Below are 18,642 nucleotides of genomic sequence, written 5' to 3'. Positions count from 1 at the left end.
CGGACGGCGGTATCAAGTCCTTCAGGGCCCGGTGGGAAACCGCCGGGCTCTCTTCTTTTTTAGGAGGCGTCTTCCGCTTCCTGCGCCGCCCCGGCCCGTCGTGACGGTTTCGGGCCCGCCAGAAAGGCCTCGATCGCCGCCCGGAGGTTGGGGCCCAGCGCGTTGCTGGCATAGCCGCCTTCCTGCACGACCACGCAGGGCAGCCGCAGTTCGGCAATGCGACCGGCAATCCGGCCGAAGCCGTTCGTCGTGATGGCAAGGCCCTGCACCGGATCGTCAACGTGGGCGTCGAGACCGAGGGCGACCACCAGAGCGTCCGGCGCGAAGTCGGCGACCTGAGTCAGCGCCCGCTCCAGCGCCGCAAAGTAGCCATCGTCTCCGGTGCCCCGGGTAAGGGGGATGTTCAGGTTGAAGCCTTCGCCGGCACCGGCACCCCTTTCGTCGGCATAGCCCCAAAAGAAGGGGTAGAAGCGCAGAGGGTCGGCGTGGAGAGAGACGGTCAGCACGTCGGCGCGCTGGTAGAAGATCTGCTGGGTGCCGTTGCCGTGGTGGACGTCGACATCGAGGACGGCGACCTTGGGATACCGGCTGCGCAGCCGCTCCGCAGCGATCGCTGCGTTGTTGAGGAAGCAGAACCCACCCGCCAGGTTGCGCGCTGCGTGGTGTCCCGGCGGCCGGCAGAGAGCGTAGACAAGGGCTTCGCCGCCAAGCACCAGGTCTGCGGCATGAACGGCGCTTTGTGCGCTGGCGTAGGCGCTGCGCCAGGTCTCCGCGTTGATGGGCGCGGCACCATCCATGATGTGGTAGCCGACCTGGCCGACGGCGGATGCAGGATAGCCGCCTTGGGCCTCGCCGGCCCGTGAAACGGGGTGGAGGTTGGGCATTACCTCTTCCGGCGCGCCGGCAATCCGCCGCCAGCGTGGCAGAATGGTTTGCAGGAAGGTGAGGTAGCGGTCGTCGTGCACCGCTGCAAGGGCGGACGATCCACTGTCCGGCGGCGGCACCGGGACGATACCGAGGTCCCCGAGGGCATCAAGAAAGGTCTGCGCGCGCTCCGGGGTTTCCGGGGCCGGCACGAAGGTGCCATTGGCCATGATACGCCGGGGATGGTAGGCGCTCTGCGCCGGATCGAAGATGGCTTTCATAAGCTGAACTGCGTCCGCGCCCTCATGCCCGGTGCCGCGCCGTGCCGCAGGAACCGGCGGCACCGCCCAGCCAGCCCTCCCTGGTGAGTTCGTCCGTACAGTCGGCCAGCGTGCGGCGCAGCGCGGCGGAGATTTCATCGAGCACGGCCTCACTGCTGTTGAGAGGTGGCGAGATCATCACCCACTCGCCATACCTGCCGTGACTGGTGCGGCGGGCATAGACGATGAGACCGTTCTTCATGGCGGCTTGAGAGACGCGCCGGGTGATCTCCACCTCCAGGGGGAAGGGTTGCTTCGTCGCCTTGTTCATGACCAGTTCGATCGCCATCAGCAGCCCTTTGCCACGCACGTCGCCCAGAATTGGCGAGTCGTGCAGCAGTACGCGCAGTTTTCGATCGAGAGAGGGGCCAAGGTCCGCCGCTTTCCCGGTCAGGCCCTGGCGTTCCACTTCGTCCAGGACCGCGAGACCGGCTGCGCAGGTGAGCGGATTGGCCACATAGGTGTGGCCATGCAGGAACCCGCCGCCTTCGGCGAGGAGGTCGACGAGGCTGCGCGGTGCCATCATGGCGCCCAGCGGCGTATAGCCGGCCCCCAGACCCTTGGCGAGCACGACCAGATCCGGCCGTCCCTGCGGCCAGTGGTGGGCGGAGAGAAAGCGTCCGGTACGCCCGGCGCCGCTCATCACCTCGTCGTAGATCAGTAGCAAGCCGTAACGGGAGCAAATCTCGCGCACGGCCGCGTAGTAGCTGTCGGCCGCCACCAGGGCACCGGTCGCAAGGCCGCCGATCGGCTCCATGACGAAGGCCAGGCAGGTCTCCGGGCCTTCGCGCAGTATGGTTTCTTCCAGCGCCGCGGCGGCGGCGGCCTGCCAGCTTTCCGGGCTGTGACCCGCGGGAATGCGGTAGGTGAAGGGCGCGGGAATCTTCGGCATTCTGACCATCATCGGCCCGAACACCGCGTCGGCTTCCTCGTCGCCGGTAATGGCGAGCGCACCCAGCGTGGAGCCGTGGTAGGAGGGGTTGCGGGCGATCACCTTCCAGCGCTTGCTTTCGCCGCGCAGCCAGGCGATCTGGCGGGCGAACTTCAAGGCGGCCTCGATGGCCTCCGACCCGCCCGATGTGAAGAAGGCGCGGTCGAAGCCTTCGCCGCAGAGGCCGGCCAGGCGCTCGCCCAGGGCTTCATTGGCCTCGTTCACGAAGGCCGTCCGCGAGGCGAAGGCGCAGTTGGCGGCTTGCCGGGCGATGGCTTCGACGACGTGAGGGTTGCCGTGGCCGATATTGGTGACCACAGGTCCGCTGGCCGCGTCGACATAGCGCCGGCCCTGCTGGTCCCAGAGATAGGGGCCTTCGGCGCGGGCAAGGCGTGGCAGGCCGCGGCTGGAAGCGGCGGCATAGAAGGCCTGGATCGCCAACTCCCCGCTCATCGCCCGTCCTCCGCCAAATGGCGAAAGGCTTCGCCGGCGGCCTGACAGATGGTTTCGTCGCGGCGCGGCTCGAGGCCGACCGCCTCATAGAAGGTAAGCGCCGCTTCGTTGCCAGGGTCGACAGAGAGCCGCAGATGGGTGCAACCATCTGCGCGGCCGCGGCGTGCCGCGTCTGCCAGGAGCCTGCGGCCGAGTCCGTGACCGCGGAAGCGCTCGACGACATGCAGGTCCTGCACGTAAACCCCGAGGCAGCCGCGCCAGGTGGAGTATGTGTAGAAGTACAGCACCAGCCCTGCCGGCGTGCCTTCGGCCTCGGCGATCAGGGCCTCGAACTGACGTTTGTCGCCAAAGCCGTGATGCCGGATGGTCTCAAGGGTGCTGCCGCAGGGCGGCGCGTCTCTCAAGGTGCGCACAAGATCAGCCAGCAGGTCGCAGACAATCTGAGCGTCTTTTTCGACTGCCTGACGAATATGCACCTTCGTCTTCGCTATGACCGGGTCAGAAGCCAACTTGGTCTCCTCCCTTCAGAACCAGGGTGGAGCGGGCCTCGTTGGGTGTCGCGACTTCGAGGCCAAGTTCCTCGACAATCCTGCGGATCTTTGCGACCTGGTCAGCATTGCTCTCGGCAAGCTGTCCGCGGCCGATGGTCAAACTGTCTTCCAGGCCAACGCGTACGTTGCCGCCCAGGATTGCGCCCATGGTGGCCAGCGGCATCTGGTGGCGTCCCGCGGCCAGCACAGAGAAGCGGTAATCGCTACCCAGCAGCCGGTCTGCAGTCTGCTTCAGGTGCATGAGCTGCTCTGGATGCGCGTCGATGCCGCCAAGGACTCCGAGAACGAACTGGACGAAAACGGGCGGTTTGATGGTGCCCTTGTTCAGGTAGAAAGCGAGGGTCTGCAGATGACCCGTATCGTAGCACTCGAACTCGAAGCGGGTGCCGGCCCCTTCGCCCAGCCGCTCGAGCACCGCCTCGATATCGGCGAAGGTGTTCTTGAAAACGAAGTCGCGGGTCGCCTCCAGGAAGCCCTGCTCCCAATCGTGCTGCCACTCGTCGTAGCGGCGCGCCAGAGGAAAGATGCCGAAGTTCATGGACCCCATGTTCAGCGAGCACATCTCCGGGCGGGCCCGCAGCGGCGCGGCCAGGCGGTCCTCCAGGGTCATGTTGGCGCCGCCCCCGGTGGTGATGTTCAAGACCGCGTCGGTGGCCTGCTTGATGCGCGGCAGAAACTCCATGAAGACGTCCGGGTCCGCCGTTGGCAGTCCGCTGTCCGGGGTGCGGGCGTGCAGATGGAGAATTGCCGCGCCGGCCTCTGCTGCGGCGACCGCCTGCTCGGCGATCTCCGACGGCGTGACCGGCAGATGCGGCGACATCGTCGGCGTGTGGATCGAGCCCGTCACGGCACAGGTGATGATAACCTTGTTGTCGGCCACGACGGGCCTCCTTGGTTGGTGGTCCGGGCGCCCCTCCGCCGCCCTGTGGCGCCGGAGGGTCCGCCTCAGGGTGCACCTATTTCAGGAGTCTGGTCCAGACCTGGTCCTGCAGCTTGATCGACTTTTCCGAGCAGGCCGGCACGAAGATGAACCTGCGGTCGGCAGGGGCGACGATCTCCGGCGCAGTCTTCAACTCGTCGGCCATGAAGGCATCGCTGCCCGCCACAGCGTTGGAATAGCGCGCGAAGTTCGACTGAATGGCGACGTTTTCCGGTTGCAGCATGAAGGACAGGAATTTCAGGGCGTTTTCCTTGTTCTTGGCCCCGGTCGGCACGACCATCACATCCATCCAGGTCAGCACGCCCTCTCTGGGGTAGGAATAGGCAAACTTCGCGTCCTTGCTGCGCAGCTTCAGCGAACTGCCGTTCCAGTTGGAGTGGGCCTTGACCTCACCGGCCAGCATGCGCTCGCGCAGTCCCTCGGACTGATACATCTTCACGTGTTCTTTCTGCGCTTTGAGGACGTCGAAGGCAGCCTGGAAGTGGGCCGGGTCCTCGGTGCAGAGGTCGTTGCCCAGATAGGCGTGGACCATCTTCACAACCTCGTCCGCGGAATTGAACATGCCGATCTCGCCCTGCAGTTCCGGCGGCGGGTTGAACAGCACTTCGTAGGTGTGAATGTCGCCGCCGTACGCCGAGGTATCCACGGTGAAGCCGGTGGTCCCCCACAGCCAGGGGATGGAGTATTCGTTTGTCGGGTCCCAGGGCGGCGACTGCCAGCGGCTCTCCAGGTTCTCGAAGCCGGCCAGAGACTTGACGTCGACGTTCTGGATCAGGCCTTCGGAGATCATGCCCGCGACGAAGTTGTTGCCGGGAACGGCGACATCGTAGTCGGCGCCGCCGGCTTGAAGCTTGGCGAGAAGGGTTTCGCTAGAATCGTAGGTGTCCAGCACCACCTTGATGCCGGTTTCCTCTTCGAACTTCTCGAGCAACTCGGGCGAGGTGTATTCGGCCCAGTTGGCGAAGTTCAGCACGCCTTCGGCGCCGGCGCCCGTGGCGATCAGGGTGAGGGGGACGGCCACGGCGGCCAACCTTAAAGTCTTGTGCATTGTGCGTCTCCACTGTTCGGTTTTTTTGGTTTCTGTTGCAGGGACAATCACGGCGAAGCCTCCGAACGCCGTGCGATCAGCCAGGCAAGGCTGACGAAGATGAAGGAGATCAGCAGCACCAGGGTCGAGATCGCGTTGATCTGCGGGGTGATACCGATGCGGATCAGGCTGTAGATATAGATCGGCAGGGTGGTCGTGCCGGCGCTGCCCACCATCAGGCTGATGATGAAGTCGTCGACGGAGGTGATGAAGGCGAGCATCAGCCCGGCCAGAATGCCGGGCGCCAGCAAGGGAAAGGTCACATGCCAGAAGGTGCGCCAGTTGTCGGCGTAGAGATCCTGCGCGGCCTCTTCGTAGACCGGGCTCAGGCTGTCCAGGCGGGCACGGATCGGCAGGTAGGCAAAGGGAATGCAGAACACCGTGTGGGCGATGATGAGATTGCCCAGGCCCAGGCTGAGACCGATGCCGGTGAAGAAGATCACCATGGCGATGGCGATCACGATCTCCGGCACGATCAGCGGCAGCAGCAGCGTGCTGAGGGCGAGCTGCTGGCCGCGGAAGGGGCCGCCGCGCACCATCGCCAGCGCGGCGAAGGTGGCGAGCGCGGTCGCCAGAGTGGAGGCGACGCCGGCAACGATGAGGGAGTTCAGGGCCGCCCGCTGGATATCGCTGTTGGCCGCGACCTTGACATACCAGTCGAGGCTGAAGTGCGACCAGATGGTGGCAGAGTTGCTGCCGTTGAAGGAGAAGACGACCAGCAGGGCGATCGGTGCATAGAGAAACAGAAAGAAGGCCCAGGTCGCCGCCCCGAAGCCTGGAATGCGACCGACCGCAAAGCGCCGGGCTCCGCGGTTCGCTGCGGCTCCCTGCGCAGGGCTCATGCGGACGGTCTCGCTCATGGCTGCCAGGCCCCGCTGCGCCGCCGCTGTGCCTGCCAGAGCAGGACGGCCAGAACGGCGGCCAGAAGAATCAGCGACATTGCCGAACCGAAAGGCCAGTTCCGGGAAGCGCCGAACTGTGCCTGGATCAGATTGCCGATCATGAGATGCTTGCCGCCGCCCAGCAGCGCCGGGGCAATGAAGGAGCCCAGCGCCGGAACGAAGACCAGGATCGCACCGGCGGCGATGCCCGGTCGGGCCAGCGGCAGCACGACATGGCGCAGCATGGCACGGCGGTTGGCGTAGAGGTCGTGCGCCGCCTCGATAAGACCGCGGTCGATACGCTCGATCGCCGCGTATATCGGCAGCACCATAAAGGGCAGGAAGGTATAGACGAGACCGATCGCGATGGCGCCGTTGGTGTAAAGCAGGCGCAAGGGCTCCTCGATCACGCCGGCCGCTTCCAGTCCGTTGTTGATGAGGCCCTCGTCGCGCAGGATCATGATCCAGGAGTAGGTGCGGATCAGCAGGTTGGTCCAGAACGGCACGGTGACCAGCAGCAGCAGGATCCCCTGACGCGACTTTGGCTGAAGCGCGATCACGTAAGCCACCGGAAAGCCGGCCAGCAGGCAGAGCGCCGTTGTGAGCGCGGCCAGCGCCAGCGAACGCAGGACGATGCGTGGATAGGCGTCGTTGAAGATCAGTTCGCCGGTGAAGTCTTCTTCGAAGAGGACCTGGACGTAGGCCTCCACGGAGAAGGTCGGGCGCACGCCGCCCCAGGGGTTGGCTTCCATGAAGGACGCGATCGGCACCAGCAGCAGCGGCACGACGAGAAAGAGGCCAACCACGACGAGCGCCGGCCCCAGGGCGAGTGCGATCCCACTGCGGGAGAGGCGGGCGGGGCCGGTCATGGTTCCAGCACCCAGAGTGCCGCTGCGGGCAGGCTGACCCGCACCGTCTCGCCCTCCTGCGGAGGCACCGCGGCGCCCTCCGTGTTGCGCAGCCGCACGGTGATGCTTGCGCCGAGAGCCTCGACATCGAGCAGAACACAGGTGTCGGCGCCGAGGTACTCGATCTCCCGAACGCGGCCTTCGAACACGTTCGCAAGGTCGTCATAGGCCGCGCCGTTGACAAGCCGGCAGCTTTCCGGGCGGATGGCCACCGAGAGCGCCTGATCCTGTCCGTCCGAAGGCAGGACCGGCGCAGCGAAACGCAGCTCTGCGGTACCGCCAAGGACCAATCTCTCCGCGTCCTTGGGGCGTCCGAGGATGATGTTTGTGTCGCCGATGAAATCGGCGACGAAGCGGCTGCGCGGGCGCTGGTAGATCTCTTCCGGGGGGCCGAGCTGCAAAACCCGGCCCTCCGACAGGACAGCAACGCGGTCCGACATGATCAGTGCTTCTTCCTGATCGTGCGTCACGAAGATAAAGGTGATGCCCGTCGCCTTCTGCAGACGTTTCAGCTCCAGGCGCATTTGCTTGCGCAGCTTAAGGTCCAGCGCCGAAAGCGGTTCGTCGAGCAGCAGGATCTTGGGTTCGTTTGCGAGGGCCCGTGCCAGGGCGACGCGCTGCTGCTGGCCGCCGGAGAGCTGCGCGGGCCGGCGCTCCGCCAGACCTTCGAGCCGCACCAGGGCCAGAACCTCCTCCACCTTGCGGGCGATGACGGCGCTGTCCAAGCCGCGCATCTTGAGGCCGAAGGCGACGTTCTCACCCACCGACATGTGGGGGAAGAGGGCATAGCTCTGAAACACGGTGTTGATGGGCCGGCGGTAGGGCGGCAGACCCTGAAGCGGATCTCCGTCCAGCAGAACCTCGCCGGAGGTCGGTTGTTCCAGACCTGCGATCATGCGCAGCAGCGTGGTCTTGCCGCAGCCGGAAGGGCCTAGCAACGTGAAGAACTCGTTCTCACCGATCTCCAGGCTGAGGTCGTCGACGGCGCGGACGGCTTGGCTGCCGGCAGCGTCGAAGACCTTGGTCACCCGGCGTATGACAAGTCCCGCCCCAGAGACAGTCCCGGCGGGACTTGCGCGCTCTCCCGTCATCGTCCTCCCAACTCCCATCCCCAGGGAAGTGCCGAGAAACGATCTTAGGGAGCGCCTCTGCTTTGATCTAATCTATTCGAAGAATGCAGAACATTGATGAAATCTATGTCGATGCGATCTCCTTCAGACGGTCCAAAGGGATGGCGTAAGAGGTGCGCCCCTCTCGTCCGGTCATGGTTTCCGCTGCGCAGAGGGCGTTCCAGATGCTTTCCTCGGTCGCTTCGATGACCGCCTGGAACAGTCCGGCAAGCGCCATGTCCGGCAGGAAGCGCGCGTTGTGGAGTTGCTTGTCCTCGGCTGCTGAATGAACGTTTCCGGTCGAGAAGGCGAGGAAGATGTCGCCGCTGGCCGGCGCGGCGATGCCGCCGGTGCGGGCCACGCCCATGCCGGCGCGCTGCGCCAACCGGCGGCATTGATGCGGCAGGAGCGGGGCGTCGGTGGCGACGACGGCAATGATGGAGCCCTCGTCCCGGGGCATCGGCCAGGGGCTGGGAACATCAGTGGTCGGGATCGCTGCCCCGATTGCCCGGCCGTCCAGGCGAAGCTGATGCCGCCGGCCGTAGTTCGCCTGGACAAGCACGCCGAGGGTCCAGCTTTCACCGGCGACTTCGACCAGCCGCGACGCGGTGCCGACACCGGCCTTGAACTCGTGTGTGTTCATGCCGGTCCCGCCACCGACGTTCCCTTCGGCCACCGGGCCGTCCTTGGCCGCCTTGAGGGCTGCGTGCACATGTTCGGGCCGCACCGCCAGGGCCGAGGGGTCGCTGAGCCAGCCGTCGAAGGTCTCCGCCACCAGCGGCAGGCAAAAGTCAAAAGCGAAGCCGCCGGCCAGTTCGTAGCTCACCAGTCCCTCGTGGACGGCGCCGATCGAGTGGGTGCCGGTGATGGCCAGGGGGCCGCACATCAGGCCGAACTCCTGCAGAAAGGACAGGCCGGTCATCTCTCCGTTGCCGTTGAGGACATGAGCGTCGGCAAAGAGATGCCGCTGCCAGATCTCACCCTCCTCGGGAACGATCACGGTAACGCCGGACCGCACGGTCGCCGGCGAGTCCCTGATGATCGATTCATGTCCGACCCGCAGACCGGCGACATCGGTTATGGCGTTGAGCGGACCCGGCGGCAGGCTGCCGACGGAAAGCCCGAGATCCCGCAATCGCGCTCTGTTCATGGCCTGCCTCTCCCTTCTCTGTGGACGCTCTGGACATTGATACCATCTGTGTGAAAGCATCATGGCATTCAAATGGTCAATGATGGGGATTGACCCATGACCGACTATCGGGCGCGCGATGGCTTGGCCGACCTTGACTGGAACCTGCTGCGCACCTTCGTTGTCATTGTCGAAGAGGGCAGCATAACCCGCGGCGCCAGCCGCCTGATGCGCACCCAGCCGACGATCAGCAGTGCTCTCAGGCGCCTGGAAGAGCAGGTCGGCCGCCGGCTGGTCGAACGTGGCGGCGGCCGCTTCGCCCTGACCCAGCACGGCGAGGTCCTCTACCGCGAGAGCCGGAAGGTGCTCGATGCGCTCGGTCAACTGGGCGGCCTGCTTAGCGATGCGGACCAGGAGGTGACCGGTGCGATCCGCATCGCCATGGCAAGCTACGTCGTGTTTCCGCCATTCGACCAGCTTCTGGGCCGCTTTCACAGGCGCTATCCGGCGGTGACCTTCACCCTCGATGTGATGCCCAGCGTGGAGGTGATTCGTACCGTGAGAGACGGCCTCTGTTCCTTCGGGATCTGCCTGCTCTCCCATCAACGCCGCCGGCTGACCACTGAGATGCTGTTCCGCGAGCAGTTCGGTTTCTTCTGCGGGTCGGGCCACCCCTTGTTTGGGCGCGACGACGTCACCGTGGAGGAGATGCGCGACAGCACCTACGTGTCCTTCAAGACCGATCAGCTCACCGATGCCTTGCATCCGGTGGCCGAGCTCCGCCGCAGCCTGCAGCTTGGCGAGGAGCCGACCGGCACCTCCTCGCACCTGGAAGAGGTGCGCCGGATGATCATGGCGGGCATGGGCATCGGCTCGCTGCCGGTCCACGCCATGGCGCGCGACGTGCGTGACGGCCGGCTCTGGCAACTGCCGCCTTACGAGAACCTGCCGGCTGTCGACGTTCATATGGTGACCAACGAGCGCACGCGTCTGGACCGCGGCGAGCAGATCCTCATCGCGATGCTCCGGGAGTACATTGCATCCACCGACCCGGCGGAGCGCTCCTTTCCCCTGGCGACCTGAAGCCGCTCTGCGGCGGTGGGGGGCGCCGGCCGCCCGGCCGGTCCCGGAGGGCGAAGACGCAAGTGCTACGCCGCGGGGGTCTGCATCAGGGCATAGCCGCCTGCTTGCGCCAAGGCGCTCAAGGCACTTCGCCGGGGTGTGGAGACAGAACTCAAATCGACCGGACCGCCGATCGAAGTCCTCGGAGACAGCTGCCTCTCCATCGAGAACTCCGAATGCCGTATCAGGTCAAGGCCAGCTTCAGGCCCTCGTGGCTGGCTTGGAAGCCGAGGTTTTCGTAGAAACGCAGCGCCTCGGGACGGCTCTTGTCGGTGGTGAGCTGGACCAGGCCGCAGCCGCGCCGGCGGCATTCCTCGATGGCCCAGTCGAAAAACCGCTGGCCGATGCCGCCGCCGCGCTGCGCGGCGGCGATGCGCACGCTCTCGATCTGACCGCGCCACATGCCGAGGCGGGAGAGGCCGGGTATGAAGCTGAGCTGCAGGCAGCCGATCACGGTGTCGTCGGCCACGGCCACGGCAAGGTACTGGTTCTGGTCCGAGTCGATAGCAGCGAAGGCTTCGCCGTAGCGCGGGTTGGGCGGTTGGGCAGGATCCTCGCGCCCGCTGCCCAGCACGTCGTCGTTCAACAGCGCGACGATCGCCGGCAGATCCGCACGGACGGCGCGGCGGAACGATACTTCTGTCATCGGGAAACTCTCCTGGGAGGCCTTGCGTGGCGCCGCCGTTGGCGCGGCCGGAGGCATGACGGACTGGGATAACAGTCATGGAAACCCGCGCCGCGGTCAATGTCTGGCGAGGCCGCCTGAACGACTTGGTGCTCTTTGCTGTGGCTTTCCGCCGGTGTCTCGCGTCTCTCTGCCGCCCGGGCAGTCCCCTGCAAGGCGGGTCGGCCCGGTTCCGGATCAGCGTCATCATCGTCGGTAGGTTCGGCGCAGCATCAGGAACGCGCTTGCGCCCACGATGATGGCGATGCTGGTCAGGCTCACCGGATCGCTGAGGAAAACCGAGGGATCGCCGCGCGAGAACAGCAGGCTGCGGCGCAGGTATTCCTCAAAGGCCGGCCCCAGGATGAAACCCAGGACGATGGGGGTAGGTTCGAGGCCAAGGCGCACCAGCAACCAGCCGAGGGCGCCGAAGGCCAGCATCAGCCAGACATCGAAGAGCGAGTTCTGCACCGAGTAGACGCCGATCAGGCTGAAGACGATGATGAGCGGCACGAGTTTCGGAAATGGCACCCGCAACAGCGATGCCCAGAGGCCGGCGAGGGGCAGGTTCAAGACCACAAGGATCACGTTGCCGACGACGAGGCTGGCAATCAGCGCCGCGAAGAGATCGGGATTGTTGTCGATGAAGCTCGGTCCCGGCGCGATGCCGTGAATCATCAAGGCTCCGGCCAGGACGGCGATCACCGGATTGCCCGGAAGACCGAGCGTCAGGAGCGGGATCAGGGCGCTTTGCGCCGAGGCGTTGTTGGCCGCCTCGGGCGCCGAAACCCCGGCAACGGCGCCCTCGCCAAGGGGCCGGTCCGCGGTCCTGAAGGCGCGTTCCAGTCCGCGGGCGGCGAGGGCCGACATGACGGTGGTGACACCGGGGATCACGCCGAGGATACCGCCGATGCCGGTGCCGCGCAGGGTCGGCAAGGCGGCGGCCTTGAGGTCGGCCCGCGTCGGCCATGGCAGGCCCAGCGGGGCAATGCGTTGCGGCCGGCTGCCGCTTTCAAGGGCGCGGATGAGTTCGGCGATGGCGAAGAGGCCCATGACCAGAGGCATGAACCCGATGCCGTCGCGCAGCTCGGTGATGCCGAGGGTGAAGCGCGGCATGCCGCCGCCCGAATCGGTGCCGACCAAGCCCAGGCAGGTACCGAACAGAATCAGTGTGAGGGCCGCCAGCGGCTTGCCGGGTGCGATGATGGCCGCGGCGAAAAGCCCAAGGGCAATCAATCCGGCGAGTCCGGCCGGGGCTATCAGCAGCGACCACTGGGCTATGGGGCCGGCCACCAGCGCGATGAACACGGCTGAGGCAAGGCCGGCAAAGAGCGACGAGAGGGCGGCGATCGCGATGGCCGGGCCCGCGCGGCCGGCCAAGGCCATGCGATGACCGTCGAGCGCAGTCACGACGCCGGAGGACTCGCCCGGCAGGTTCAACAGGATGGCGGTTGTCGAACTGCCGTACTGTGCGCCGTAATAGATTGCTGCCAGCATGATGAGCGCGCCGGCGGGGTCGAGCGTAAAGGTAAGCGGCAGAAGAAGGGCCAGGGTGGCCGCCGGCCCGATGCCCGGGAGGACGCCGACGACCGTGCCGACGAGCGCGCCGGTGAAGCAGAGCAGCAGGTTCTGCAGCGTCAAGACCCCCGCGAAGTCGGCGGCCCAGTTTACGACAGCATCCATCTCAGAACGCTGCCCAGGGCCAAAGGCGGGTGGCGGGCGGCAGCAGCGTCAGCCCGATGACAAGTGTCGCCGCGCCGGCAAACAAACCGGATAGGGCGAGAGCGCGCCAGTGTCGGTCGCCGGCCCCCCAGCCGGTGATGAGCGCCGTTGCGACACAGGCGGCGACCAGGCCGGTGAGCGGCAGCATCAGAATGAAAACGAGAACGCCGCTCAACAACGCGAGACCCGGTCCAAGGGGTCTGGAGGAAGCCGCGCTTTCTCCCTCGCTGCGCCTTCCAGCGGGCCCGAAGGCAGCCAGTGCAGCCCATAGCAGAGATAGAGCGACAACCCCTTTGGAAAGCCACTGCGCGAAGAGGCCTGGCCCAACCCTGCCGTCAATCCAGGCCGGCTGGGTATATGCCAGAAGCAGCATCACAAGGCCCAGCGCGCACAAGACAGCCGGGGGCTTGAGGGCGGAGAAAAGGCGGGAGCGCGTTTCCAAGATTAAGAATTCTCTAAAGTAAAGAATAACTTGCAGTTTTATTGACAGTGATTCTCATTTGCAATATCCAGTTTGCCCGTACCTCCCGGTTTGCCGTCGCTGGACACGGTGGGCCTTTCCACAGCGAACAAAGGATTGTCCCATGATTACGAGACGCGCGTTGGTCGGTTCCGCCCTGGCTGCCCCTTTCGTCATGGCCGCTTCAAGATACAGCCTTGCCAATGACTGGCCCAAAGCCGGCCCCATTCGCTTGGTGGTCGCTTCCGGTGCCGGCGGCAATGCCGATGTCGTGACGCGCATTGTCGCCGCCGAGCTGGAGACCGCACTTGGACAGAGCTTCGTCGTCGAGAATCTGTCGGCGGCGTCCGGCATGCAGGCGACGGAGGCCGTCAGCCGCGCCGATCCGGACGGCTACACCTTCCTCGTCGGAACGTCATCCCAGCTTGTGCACAACATCGCGCTGTTCGACCCGCTGCCGGTTGACATCACCACCATGCTGCGTGGCGTCGCCATGATGAACGAAGTCCCGATGGTCATGTGCGTGAACAACGACGACCCGGCCGGTAACCTGGAGGACTTCATCGCGCGTCTGCGTGCGGCACCGGAGGATTCTCAGTATGGCTCAGGCCCGACCGGCACCACGACCCACATCACCGGTGCGCTCTTCCTGTCCGAACTCGGCCTCGATGTGGTGCACATTCCCTATCCGAAAAGCGGCGAAGCGCTGCGCGATCTTATCGCCGGCCGCCTGAGCTTTGTTTTCAATCCCTCCCTGACGGCGGTGCCCCAGGTGCGTGACGGTGCTGTGCGGGGGCTCGGCGTATCGGCACCCGAACGCCTTGTCGCCATGCCGGATCTGCCGACCGTTTCGGAAGCGGGCCTGCCCGGGTTCGTGTCGCAGACCTGGAACACTTTCGCGGCGCCGGCGGACACGCCCGAGGAGATCGTCGTCCGGCTCAATGAAGCGGTCAACTCCGTCGTCCAGTCCGATGCAATACGCAGCCAGCTCGTCAATCTCGGCTCCATCGTGCCGCCGAGCAAAACGCCGCAGGAGGTCGATGCCTACTATGCGCGGCAAAGGGAGATCTGGATCCCTGTGGTCCGCGGCACCGGCGCCACCCGCAGCGCGGGCTGACATCGATGACTCTCGGCGCGGCCTCTCTGGTCATCTTCCGTGGCCGGGCCGCGAAGCAAAGATGATGCTTATCGGTTGCCGCTCTGCGTCTTCAGGAAGTCGGTGATGCTGTCCAAGACGCCCGGCGCCAACGGCAGGTCCGGGTTGGTATAGGCGGCCTGGTTGGCGGCGCGGTCGGGGCTGCGCACTTCCTTGAGGACGTGGTTGGTGTCGGCCAGCAGCCGGAGCGTTGCTGCCGGCGCGCTGGCGCTGAGCCGCCGGGCATCCGCTTCGCTCACCTGGATATCGCGCGCGCCCTGCAGGATCAGCACAGGGCCGCCGTACTGCTTCAACAGCGCGGCAGGATCGTACGCGAAGAGATCCATCAGGTAGCCCTGGACCGAAGGGTGGAACAGGGGCAGGAGGGCCGGGTGCATGGTCCGCGTGTTGACGCGCCGGCCTGCCTGCAGTTGGTCGACCGCCTGCAGCGCCTCGTCCAGGACGGCCGCATTGTTCGGGTTGGCCATCAGCTGTTCCCTCAGCAGTTCTGCGAAGGGCCGTCCGTGCGTTGCCGCCAGGATCAGGCCGCAGAAGTCGCCGGCGTTTTGCTCCACCGCCATCAGTGCGACCAGCCCGCCTTCGCTGTGGCCGAGCAGCCACGTGCAGGCAATTCCGGTCTCCTCCCGCAGAACCGTGGCCCAAGCCCGAATGTCGTTGGCGTAGTCAGCGACGGTCACGGCGTTGGGGTCTGCAAGCGCCGCCTGGCTGGCGAACATGCCGCGTTTGTCGATGCGCAGACTGGCGACTCCCGCCGCCGCCAACCCTTCGGCCAGAAGGCGATAGGTGGCGGCCCGGACGCCGTAGGGGCTGTTCCCGTCGCGGTCGGTCGGCCCGGAGCCGGGGATGATGAGCACCACTTGGCTTGCACCCTCTGCAGGTTTCAGCAGGGTTCCTTCCAGCAGACCCTCCGGGCCCGGCGCCGTGAGGATCGACTCCACGGGCTCAGCCGAGACCGCCGCTGTGAAGGAACACGCGAGGGCGGCCGCGATCAGGCATCTGGCTAGGGTCGCGATGGTGCTGATCCATGCTCGGGGAAGCCGATAATGAGGAAGCACTATATCGCGAATGCGTCGCATTTGCATTGACGAAGTTTCGGGGACTGGCCATCCTGGCCTTTTGCGGCTGATCCGGTATCGGCACGGGGGAGGGCTTCGTGAGTATGACGCTAGTACGCAACGTGGCTGGAGATCAGGGCAGCGCAGATACGAAGAGGGCCGCGCCTGCGTTCTCCGCCGGTTGCGGACCTCGGCGCATACCGCGATGGCTTCAGGCCTTTGCCGATGTCATGGAGGCGGGCCGGCCATGACGCAGAACCAAGCGCTGCATCAGACACCTGCGCCGACAGACGCGCATGCCGTCGATCTTTCCGGCGTGCCGGAGACCATGCTGTGGACGTTGTGGAACCGCGCCTGCGAAATGCGCCGCGCCAGCCGCTTGATCGAGGACCCGATGGCGGCCGATCTGGTGGCGCGGATCGACTATGACTTCGCAGGCCGCTTCGGCCGACCCTCTGTTTTTCACCCGGTGCGGGCCCGCTACAGCGACGACCTGATCCGCGCCTACCTGAGGTCCGTTACCGAAGACCCTGTTGTCGTCGCCTTGGGCGAGGGCCTGGAGACCCAGCTCTTGCGCGTTGACGACGGTCGCGTGCGCTGGGTCAGCGTCGACCTGCCGGAGGCGATGGCCGTGCGCCGGAAACTGCTGCCGGCGCATCCGCGCGGCGCTCTGGTCGAAGCCTCCGCCCTGGATCCGTCATGGATGGATGCGGTTCCGAGGACGGCGCCCCCTTTCATCACCGCGGCGGGACTGCTGATGTACTTCGAGGAGGCCGAGGTGGCCGCGTTGCTGTGCCGGATCGCCGAGGCCTTTCCCGGTGCGCAGATCTTCTTCGATGCCATCCCGCCGGTCTTCTCGCGCAAGACACTGCGGGGCCTCAAGGTGACGAGGCGCTACACGGCGCCGCCCATGCCTTGGGGCATTTCGATCGACGACCTCCCGGCTTTCATCCGGCGGATTCCCGGACTCCAGGTCGTCTCCGTGCAGAGCTATGCCGACCCCTTTCCGCAGCGGACCCGTCTCTATCGCACGCTCTCCCGAATCCCCGCCTTGCGCCGCCGCTTCGCCGCCAGCTTGGCGCACCTGCGTTGCAGGGAGTGAAGGGGCGGCGCCTGAGGCCGCTTGCGACTGCCAGCACCCTGTTCCTGGCCTCCACAGTGATGCCGGTGCCGGCGTTCGGGCACTACTCGACGCGGATGTAGCCGGCGAGGCCCGTCTTCTGGTGTTCGATGACGTGGCAGTGAAAGGCCCAGTCTCCGGGATTGTCGGCAACCAACGCGATATCCAGCGTCTCATTGGCCTGCAGGAGCGCCGTGTCGGTCAGCAACGGCGGCAGTTGGCGCTTGTCGGAGCGGAACAACCGGAAAGTCAGGCCGTGCAGATGAATCGGATGGCTGTTCTTGGTCTCGTTGCGCAGACGCAGGATGTAGCTTCTGCCCTTTTTCAGGACGGCGAGGGCGCCCGGTGCCTCGGGGAAGTCCCCGGGCCAGGGCTGGCGGTTGATCGACCAGAAGGTATAGCCCAGGGTGCCGCAGAGGCTGGGGGCAGGGCGGTCGCCCGGCGCCCAGCCGAAAAGGAAGGGGATGATCTCGGCCTTCTCAAGCACAGGCTCGGCGACCGGATTGGGCGCCAGCGGTGCCAGTTCGGCAAGGCGGCGTCCGGCACTGCGGCCGACGGCCCGCAGACGGGCCAGAGCCACCGGGCGGCCCGATATCGTCGTATTGAGGACCGCCGTCTCGCCCTCGACCTCCGGCACCCGGATCGCCAGGTCCGCGCGTTGCCCGGCGGCCAGGACGATCTCCTGCGGCTGATAGGCCGGCGGAGTCGGATGGCTGTCCAGGGCGATCAGCCGGGCCTCCGCGCCCGTGAGGGAAAGCCTGTAGATGCGCGTGACGTCGGTTGCGATCAGGCGCAGGCGGACCAGGCTGCCGCCCGGCAGGTCGTAGGTCGGCTGCACGCGCCAGTTCGCCGTCATGACAGTTCCGAAGGTGCCGCCGCGCGCGGCCTGGCGCGGCCGGAACAGCTCGATGAACTGGCCGTCCTTGCCGAGGCGGAAGTCGCGCAGGTTCAAGACAAGATCGCGGTCGAAGCCGGCGTTCTCGTCGTCTTCGACGATCAGCGCGCCGGTCATGCCGCGCGCCATCTGCTCCAGGGTGTTGCAGTGCGGGTGGTACCAGAAGGTCCCGGCGTCCGGGGCGGCGAAGCTGTAGCGTACCGTCTCGCCCTGCATGATGGGCCACTGGGTCAGGTAGGGCACGCCGTCCTGTTGGTTGGCGATCCGCAGGCCGTGCCAGTGTACGGTGGTCGGCTCGCCGAGATCGTTGGTCACGTCGATTATCGTCTCCGCGCCACGGCGCAGCCGCAGAACCGGCGGCGGCCCGTCCGCCGCGAAGCTCATCATGCCGGCGGTGACCTGATCGCCCTGCAGGGCATAATCCAGTGTGCTGGCCTGGAGGCGGTGATCGGGTGCAGCACCCCTTGTCAGACGGCCGCTGCCCAGCAGGAAGGCGCCCCCGGTCATTGTTCCGCCGGCCAGAAGGCCCAGGGCGACGCGCCGTGTAAGGTTCTGGTTTGCGCTCATCGTCTGCCTGATTGTGTCCGCCTGCCCGTGCCCCGGCCGGCCTTGGATACCTAAGGCGATGACGGGCCGGCCCGCAATCCCCCAACTCTCAGACCTTCCCGACCGGAGGAGGGGCACGAATCCTCTGCCGAGGGCTTAGCATATTTGCGAATGATTTGCAGTTGCGATAGTGTCGCAGCGCTGGACGGGGCTGTTTTCAGGTTTGGACCCAGCCCGGCCCCGGGCGGATTCATGAGGAGGTGTACGGTGCGAGAGGGCATTTCGCCTTGGCTTGCAGGTCTTCTGCTGGTCCTGGTCTTCGGCTCCGCGGTTCCGGCGGAGGCCGGGGAAGCGGCTCCGTTGAAGATCGAGCTCAATAAGCTGGAACCGCAGGGGGAGGCCTGCCGGGCCTACCTGGTGTTGGAAAACGGTTCGGACAGCGCCTTTGCCGACCTCAAGCTGGACATGGTCATGTTCGACAGTGACGGCGTGGTGAGCAGGCGCCTCGCCGTTCAGGCAGCTCCGCTGCCGGCCGGCAAGACCAGCCTCAAGGTCTTCGATATCCGGGATCTGTCTTGCGGCCGCCTGGGCCGTGTGCTGCTGAACGACGTGATGGCCTGTGGCGACCAAAGCGGTCCGCGTGGCGATTGCCTGGCCCTGATCCAAGCCACGGCCCGCGCACCCTTGTCGATGATCAAGTAGCGCGGCCGGCAAGCACCGCGTATCCGG

General features: G+C 66.0%; 18 protein-coding genes. 4 read left to right on the top strand and 14 right to left on the bottom strand.

Annotation, left to right across the window (positions count from 1 at the left end; genetic code table 11):
* Positions 1-59 precede the first annotated feature (59 nt).
* From Q0982_RS05615 to Q0982_RS05575, 9 genes are all read right to left on the bottom strand, one after another.
* On the bottom strand, positions 60-1,145 hold the full coding sequence (locus Q0982_RS05615) for a histone deacetylase family protein (protein WP_299392728.1): 1,086 nt from the start codon (positions 1,143-1,145) through the stop codon (positions 60-62).
* Positions 1,146-1,167: 22 nt separating this feature from the next.
* The gene (locus Q0982_RS05610) at positions 1,168-2,568 is read right to left on the bottom strand and encodes an aspartate aminotransferase family protein (protein ID WP_299392727.1); all 1,401 of its coding nucleotides are present in this window, start codon (positions 2,566-2,568) and stop codon (positions 1,168-1,170) included.
* Positions 2,565-3,077: a GNAT family N-acetyltransferase gene (locus Q0982_RS05605; protein ID WP_299392724.1), complete on the bottom strand. Its 513-nt coding sequence runs from the start codon at positions 3,075-3,077 to the stop codon at positions 2,565-2,567. Before Q0982_RS05605 ends, Q0982_RS05610 begins: the two co-directional genes overlap by 4 nt.
* The gene (locus tag Q0982_RS05600) at positions 3,067-3,939 is read right to left on the bottom strand and encodes a 3-keto-5-aminohexanoate cleavage protein (protein ID WP_322096961.1); all 873 of its coding nucleotides are present in this window, start codon (positions 3,937-3,939) and stop codon (positions 3,067-3,069) included. Before Q0982_RS05600 ends, Q0982_RS05605 begins: the two co-directional genes overlap by 11 nt.
* Before the next feature lie 136 nt (positions 3,940-4,075).
* Entirely contained in the window at positions 4,076-5,107 is a 1,032-nt protein-coding gene (locus tag Q0982_RS05595; protein WP_299392719.1) for an extracellular solute-binding protein, read from the bottom strand.
* 47 nt (positions 5,108-5,154) lie between these two features.
* The gene (locus Q0982_RS05590; RefSeq protein WP_299392717.1) at positions 5,155-6,006 is read right to left on the bottom strand and encodes an ABC transporter permease; all 852 of its coding nucleotides are present in this window, start codon (positions 6,004-6,006) and stop codon (positions 5,155-5,157) included.
* Complete coding sequence (locus Q0982_RS05585) at positions 6,003-6,896, bottom strand: ABC transporter permease (protein WP_299392714.1); 894 nt, start codon at positions 6,894-6,896, stop codon at positions 6,003-6,005. The genes Q0982_RS05590 and Q0982_RS05585 overlap by 4 nt, the downstream gene beginning before the upstream one ends.
* Positions 6,893-7,963, bottom strand: coding sequence for an ABC transporter ATP-binding protein (locus Q0982_RS05580; protein WP_299392711.1), 1,071 nt, complete (start codon positions 7,961-7,963; stop codon positions 6,893-6,895). Before Q0982_RS05580 ends, Q0982_RS05585 begins: the two co-directional genes overlap by 4 nt.
* A 166-nt stretch (positions 7,964-8,129) precedes the next feature.
* Positions 8,130-9,194, bottom strand: coding sequence for a P1 family peptidase (locus Q0982_RS05575; RefSeq protein WP_299392709.1), 1,065 nt, complete (start codon positions 9,192-9,194; stop codon positions 8,130-8,132).
* A 96-nt stretch (positions 9,195-9,290) separates the two neighbouring features.
* On the opposite strand from Q0982_RS05575, the gene Q0982_RS05570 reads away from it, so the two are divergent.
* Positions 9,291-10,256, top strand: a complete 966-nt coding sequence (locus Q0982_RS05570) for a LysR family transcriptional regulator (RefSeq protein WP_299392706.1) — start codon at positions 9,291-9,293, stop codon at positions 10,254-10,256.
* Between the two features lie 223 nt (positions 10,257-10,479).
* Here Q0982_RS05570 and Q0982_RS05565 read toward each other — a convergent pair whose 3' ends face one another.
* The 3 genes from Q0982_RS05565 to Q0982_RS23840 all read right to left on the bottom strand — a co-directional run bounded on the left by Q0982_RS05565 (position 10,480) and on the right by Q0982_RS23840 (position 13,075).
* Complete coding sequence (locus Q0982_RS05565) at positions 10,480-10,941, bottom strand: GNAT family N-acetyltransferase (RefSeq protein ID WP_299392704.1); 462 nt, start codon at positions 10,939-10,941, stop codon at positions 10,480-10,482.
* Between the two features lie 225 nt (positions 10,942-11,166).
* Complete coding sequence (locus Q0982_RS05560; RefSeq protein ID WP_299392702.1) at positions 11,167-12,642, bottom strand: tripartite tricarboxylate transporter permease; 1,476 nt, start codon at positions 12,640-12,642, stop codon at positions 11,167-11,169.
* 1 nt (position 12,643) lies between these two features.
* Positions 12,644-13,075, bottom strand: a complete 432-nt coding sequence (locus tag Q0982_RS23840) for a tripartite tricarboxylate transporter TctB family protein (protein WP_367575445.1) — start codon at positions 13,073-13,075, stop codon at positions 12,644-12,646.
* Positions 13,076-13,265: 190 nt separating this feature from the next.
* On the opposite strand from Q0982_RS23840, the gene Q0982_RS05550 reads away from it, so the two are divergent.
* Positions 13,266-14,258: a tripartite tricarboxylate transporter substrate binding protein gene (locus tag Q0982_RS05550; RefSeq protein WP_299392697.1), complete on the top strand. Its 993-nt coding sequence runs from the start codon at positions 13,266-13,268 to the stop codon at positions 14,256-14,258.
* Positions 14,259-14,326: 68 nt separating this feature from the next.
* Here the strand turns inward: Q0982_RS05550 and Q0982_RS05545 are convergent, their stop codons facing one another.
* The gene (locus Q0982_RS05545) at positions 14,327-15,235 is read right to left on the bottom strand and encodes an alpha/beta hydrolase (protein ID WP_299392695.1); all 909 of its coding nucleotides are present in this window, start codon (positions 15,233-15,235) and stop codon (positions 14,327-14,329) included.
* 364 nt (positions 15,236-15,599) lie between these two features.
* Here Q0982_RS05545 and Q0982_RS05540 point away from each other — a divergent pair, with 364 nt between their 5' ends.
* Positions 15,600-16,454 carry a class I SAM-dependent methyltransferase gene (locus Q0982_RS05540; protein WP_299392692.1) on the top strand — a complete coding sequence of 285 codons (855 nt, stop codon included), beginning with the start codon at positions 15,600-15,602 and terminating at the stop codon, positions 16,452-16,454.
* An 82-nt stretch (positions 16,455-16,536) separates the two neighbouring features.
* On the opposite strand, the gene Q0982_RS05535 is transcribed toward Q0982_RS05540, so the two are convergent.
* Entirely contained in the window at positions 16,537-17,934 is a 1,398-nt protein-coding gene (locus tag Q0982_RS05535; RefSeq protein WP_299392690.1) for a multicopper oxidase family protein, read from the bottom strand.
* 246 nt (positions 17,935-18,180) lie between these two features.
* Here Q0982_RS05535 and Q0982_RS05530 point away from each other — a divergent pair, with 246 nt between their 5' ends.
* Positions 18,181-18,615, top strand: coding sequence for a hypothetical protein (locus Q0982_RS05530; protein WP_299392688.1), 435 nt, complete (start codon positions 18,181-18,183; stop codon positions 18,613-18,615).
* Positions 18,616-18,642 lie beyond the last annotated feature (27 nt).

The sequence above is a fragment of the Pelagibius sp. genome (genome assembly GCF_028281305.1).
Taxonomy (GTDB): Bacteria; Pseudomonadota; Alphaproteobacteria; order Kiloniellales; family Kiloniellaceae; genus Pelagibius.
This window is presented reverse-complemented; position numbering and strand designations above follow the sequence as displayed.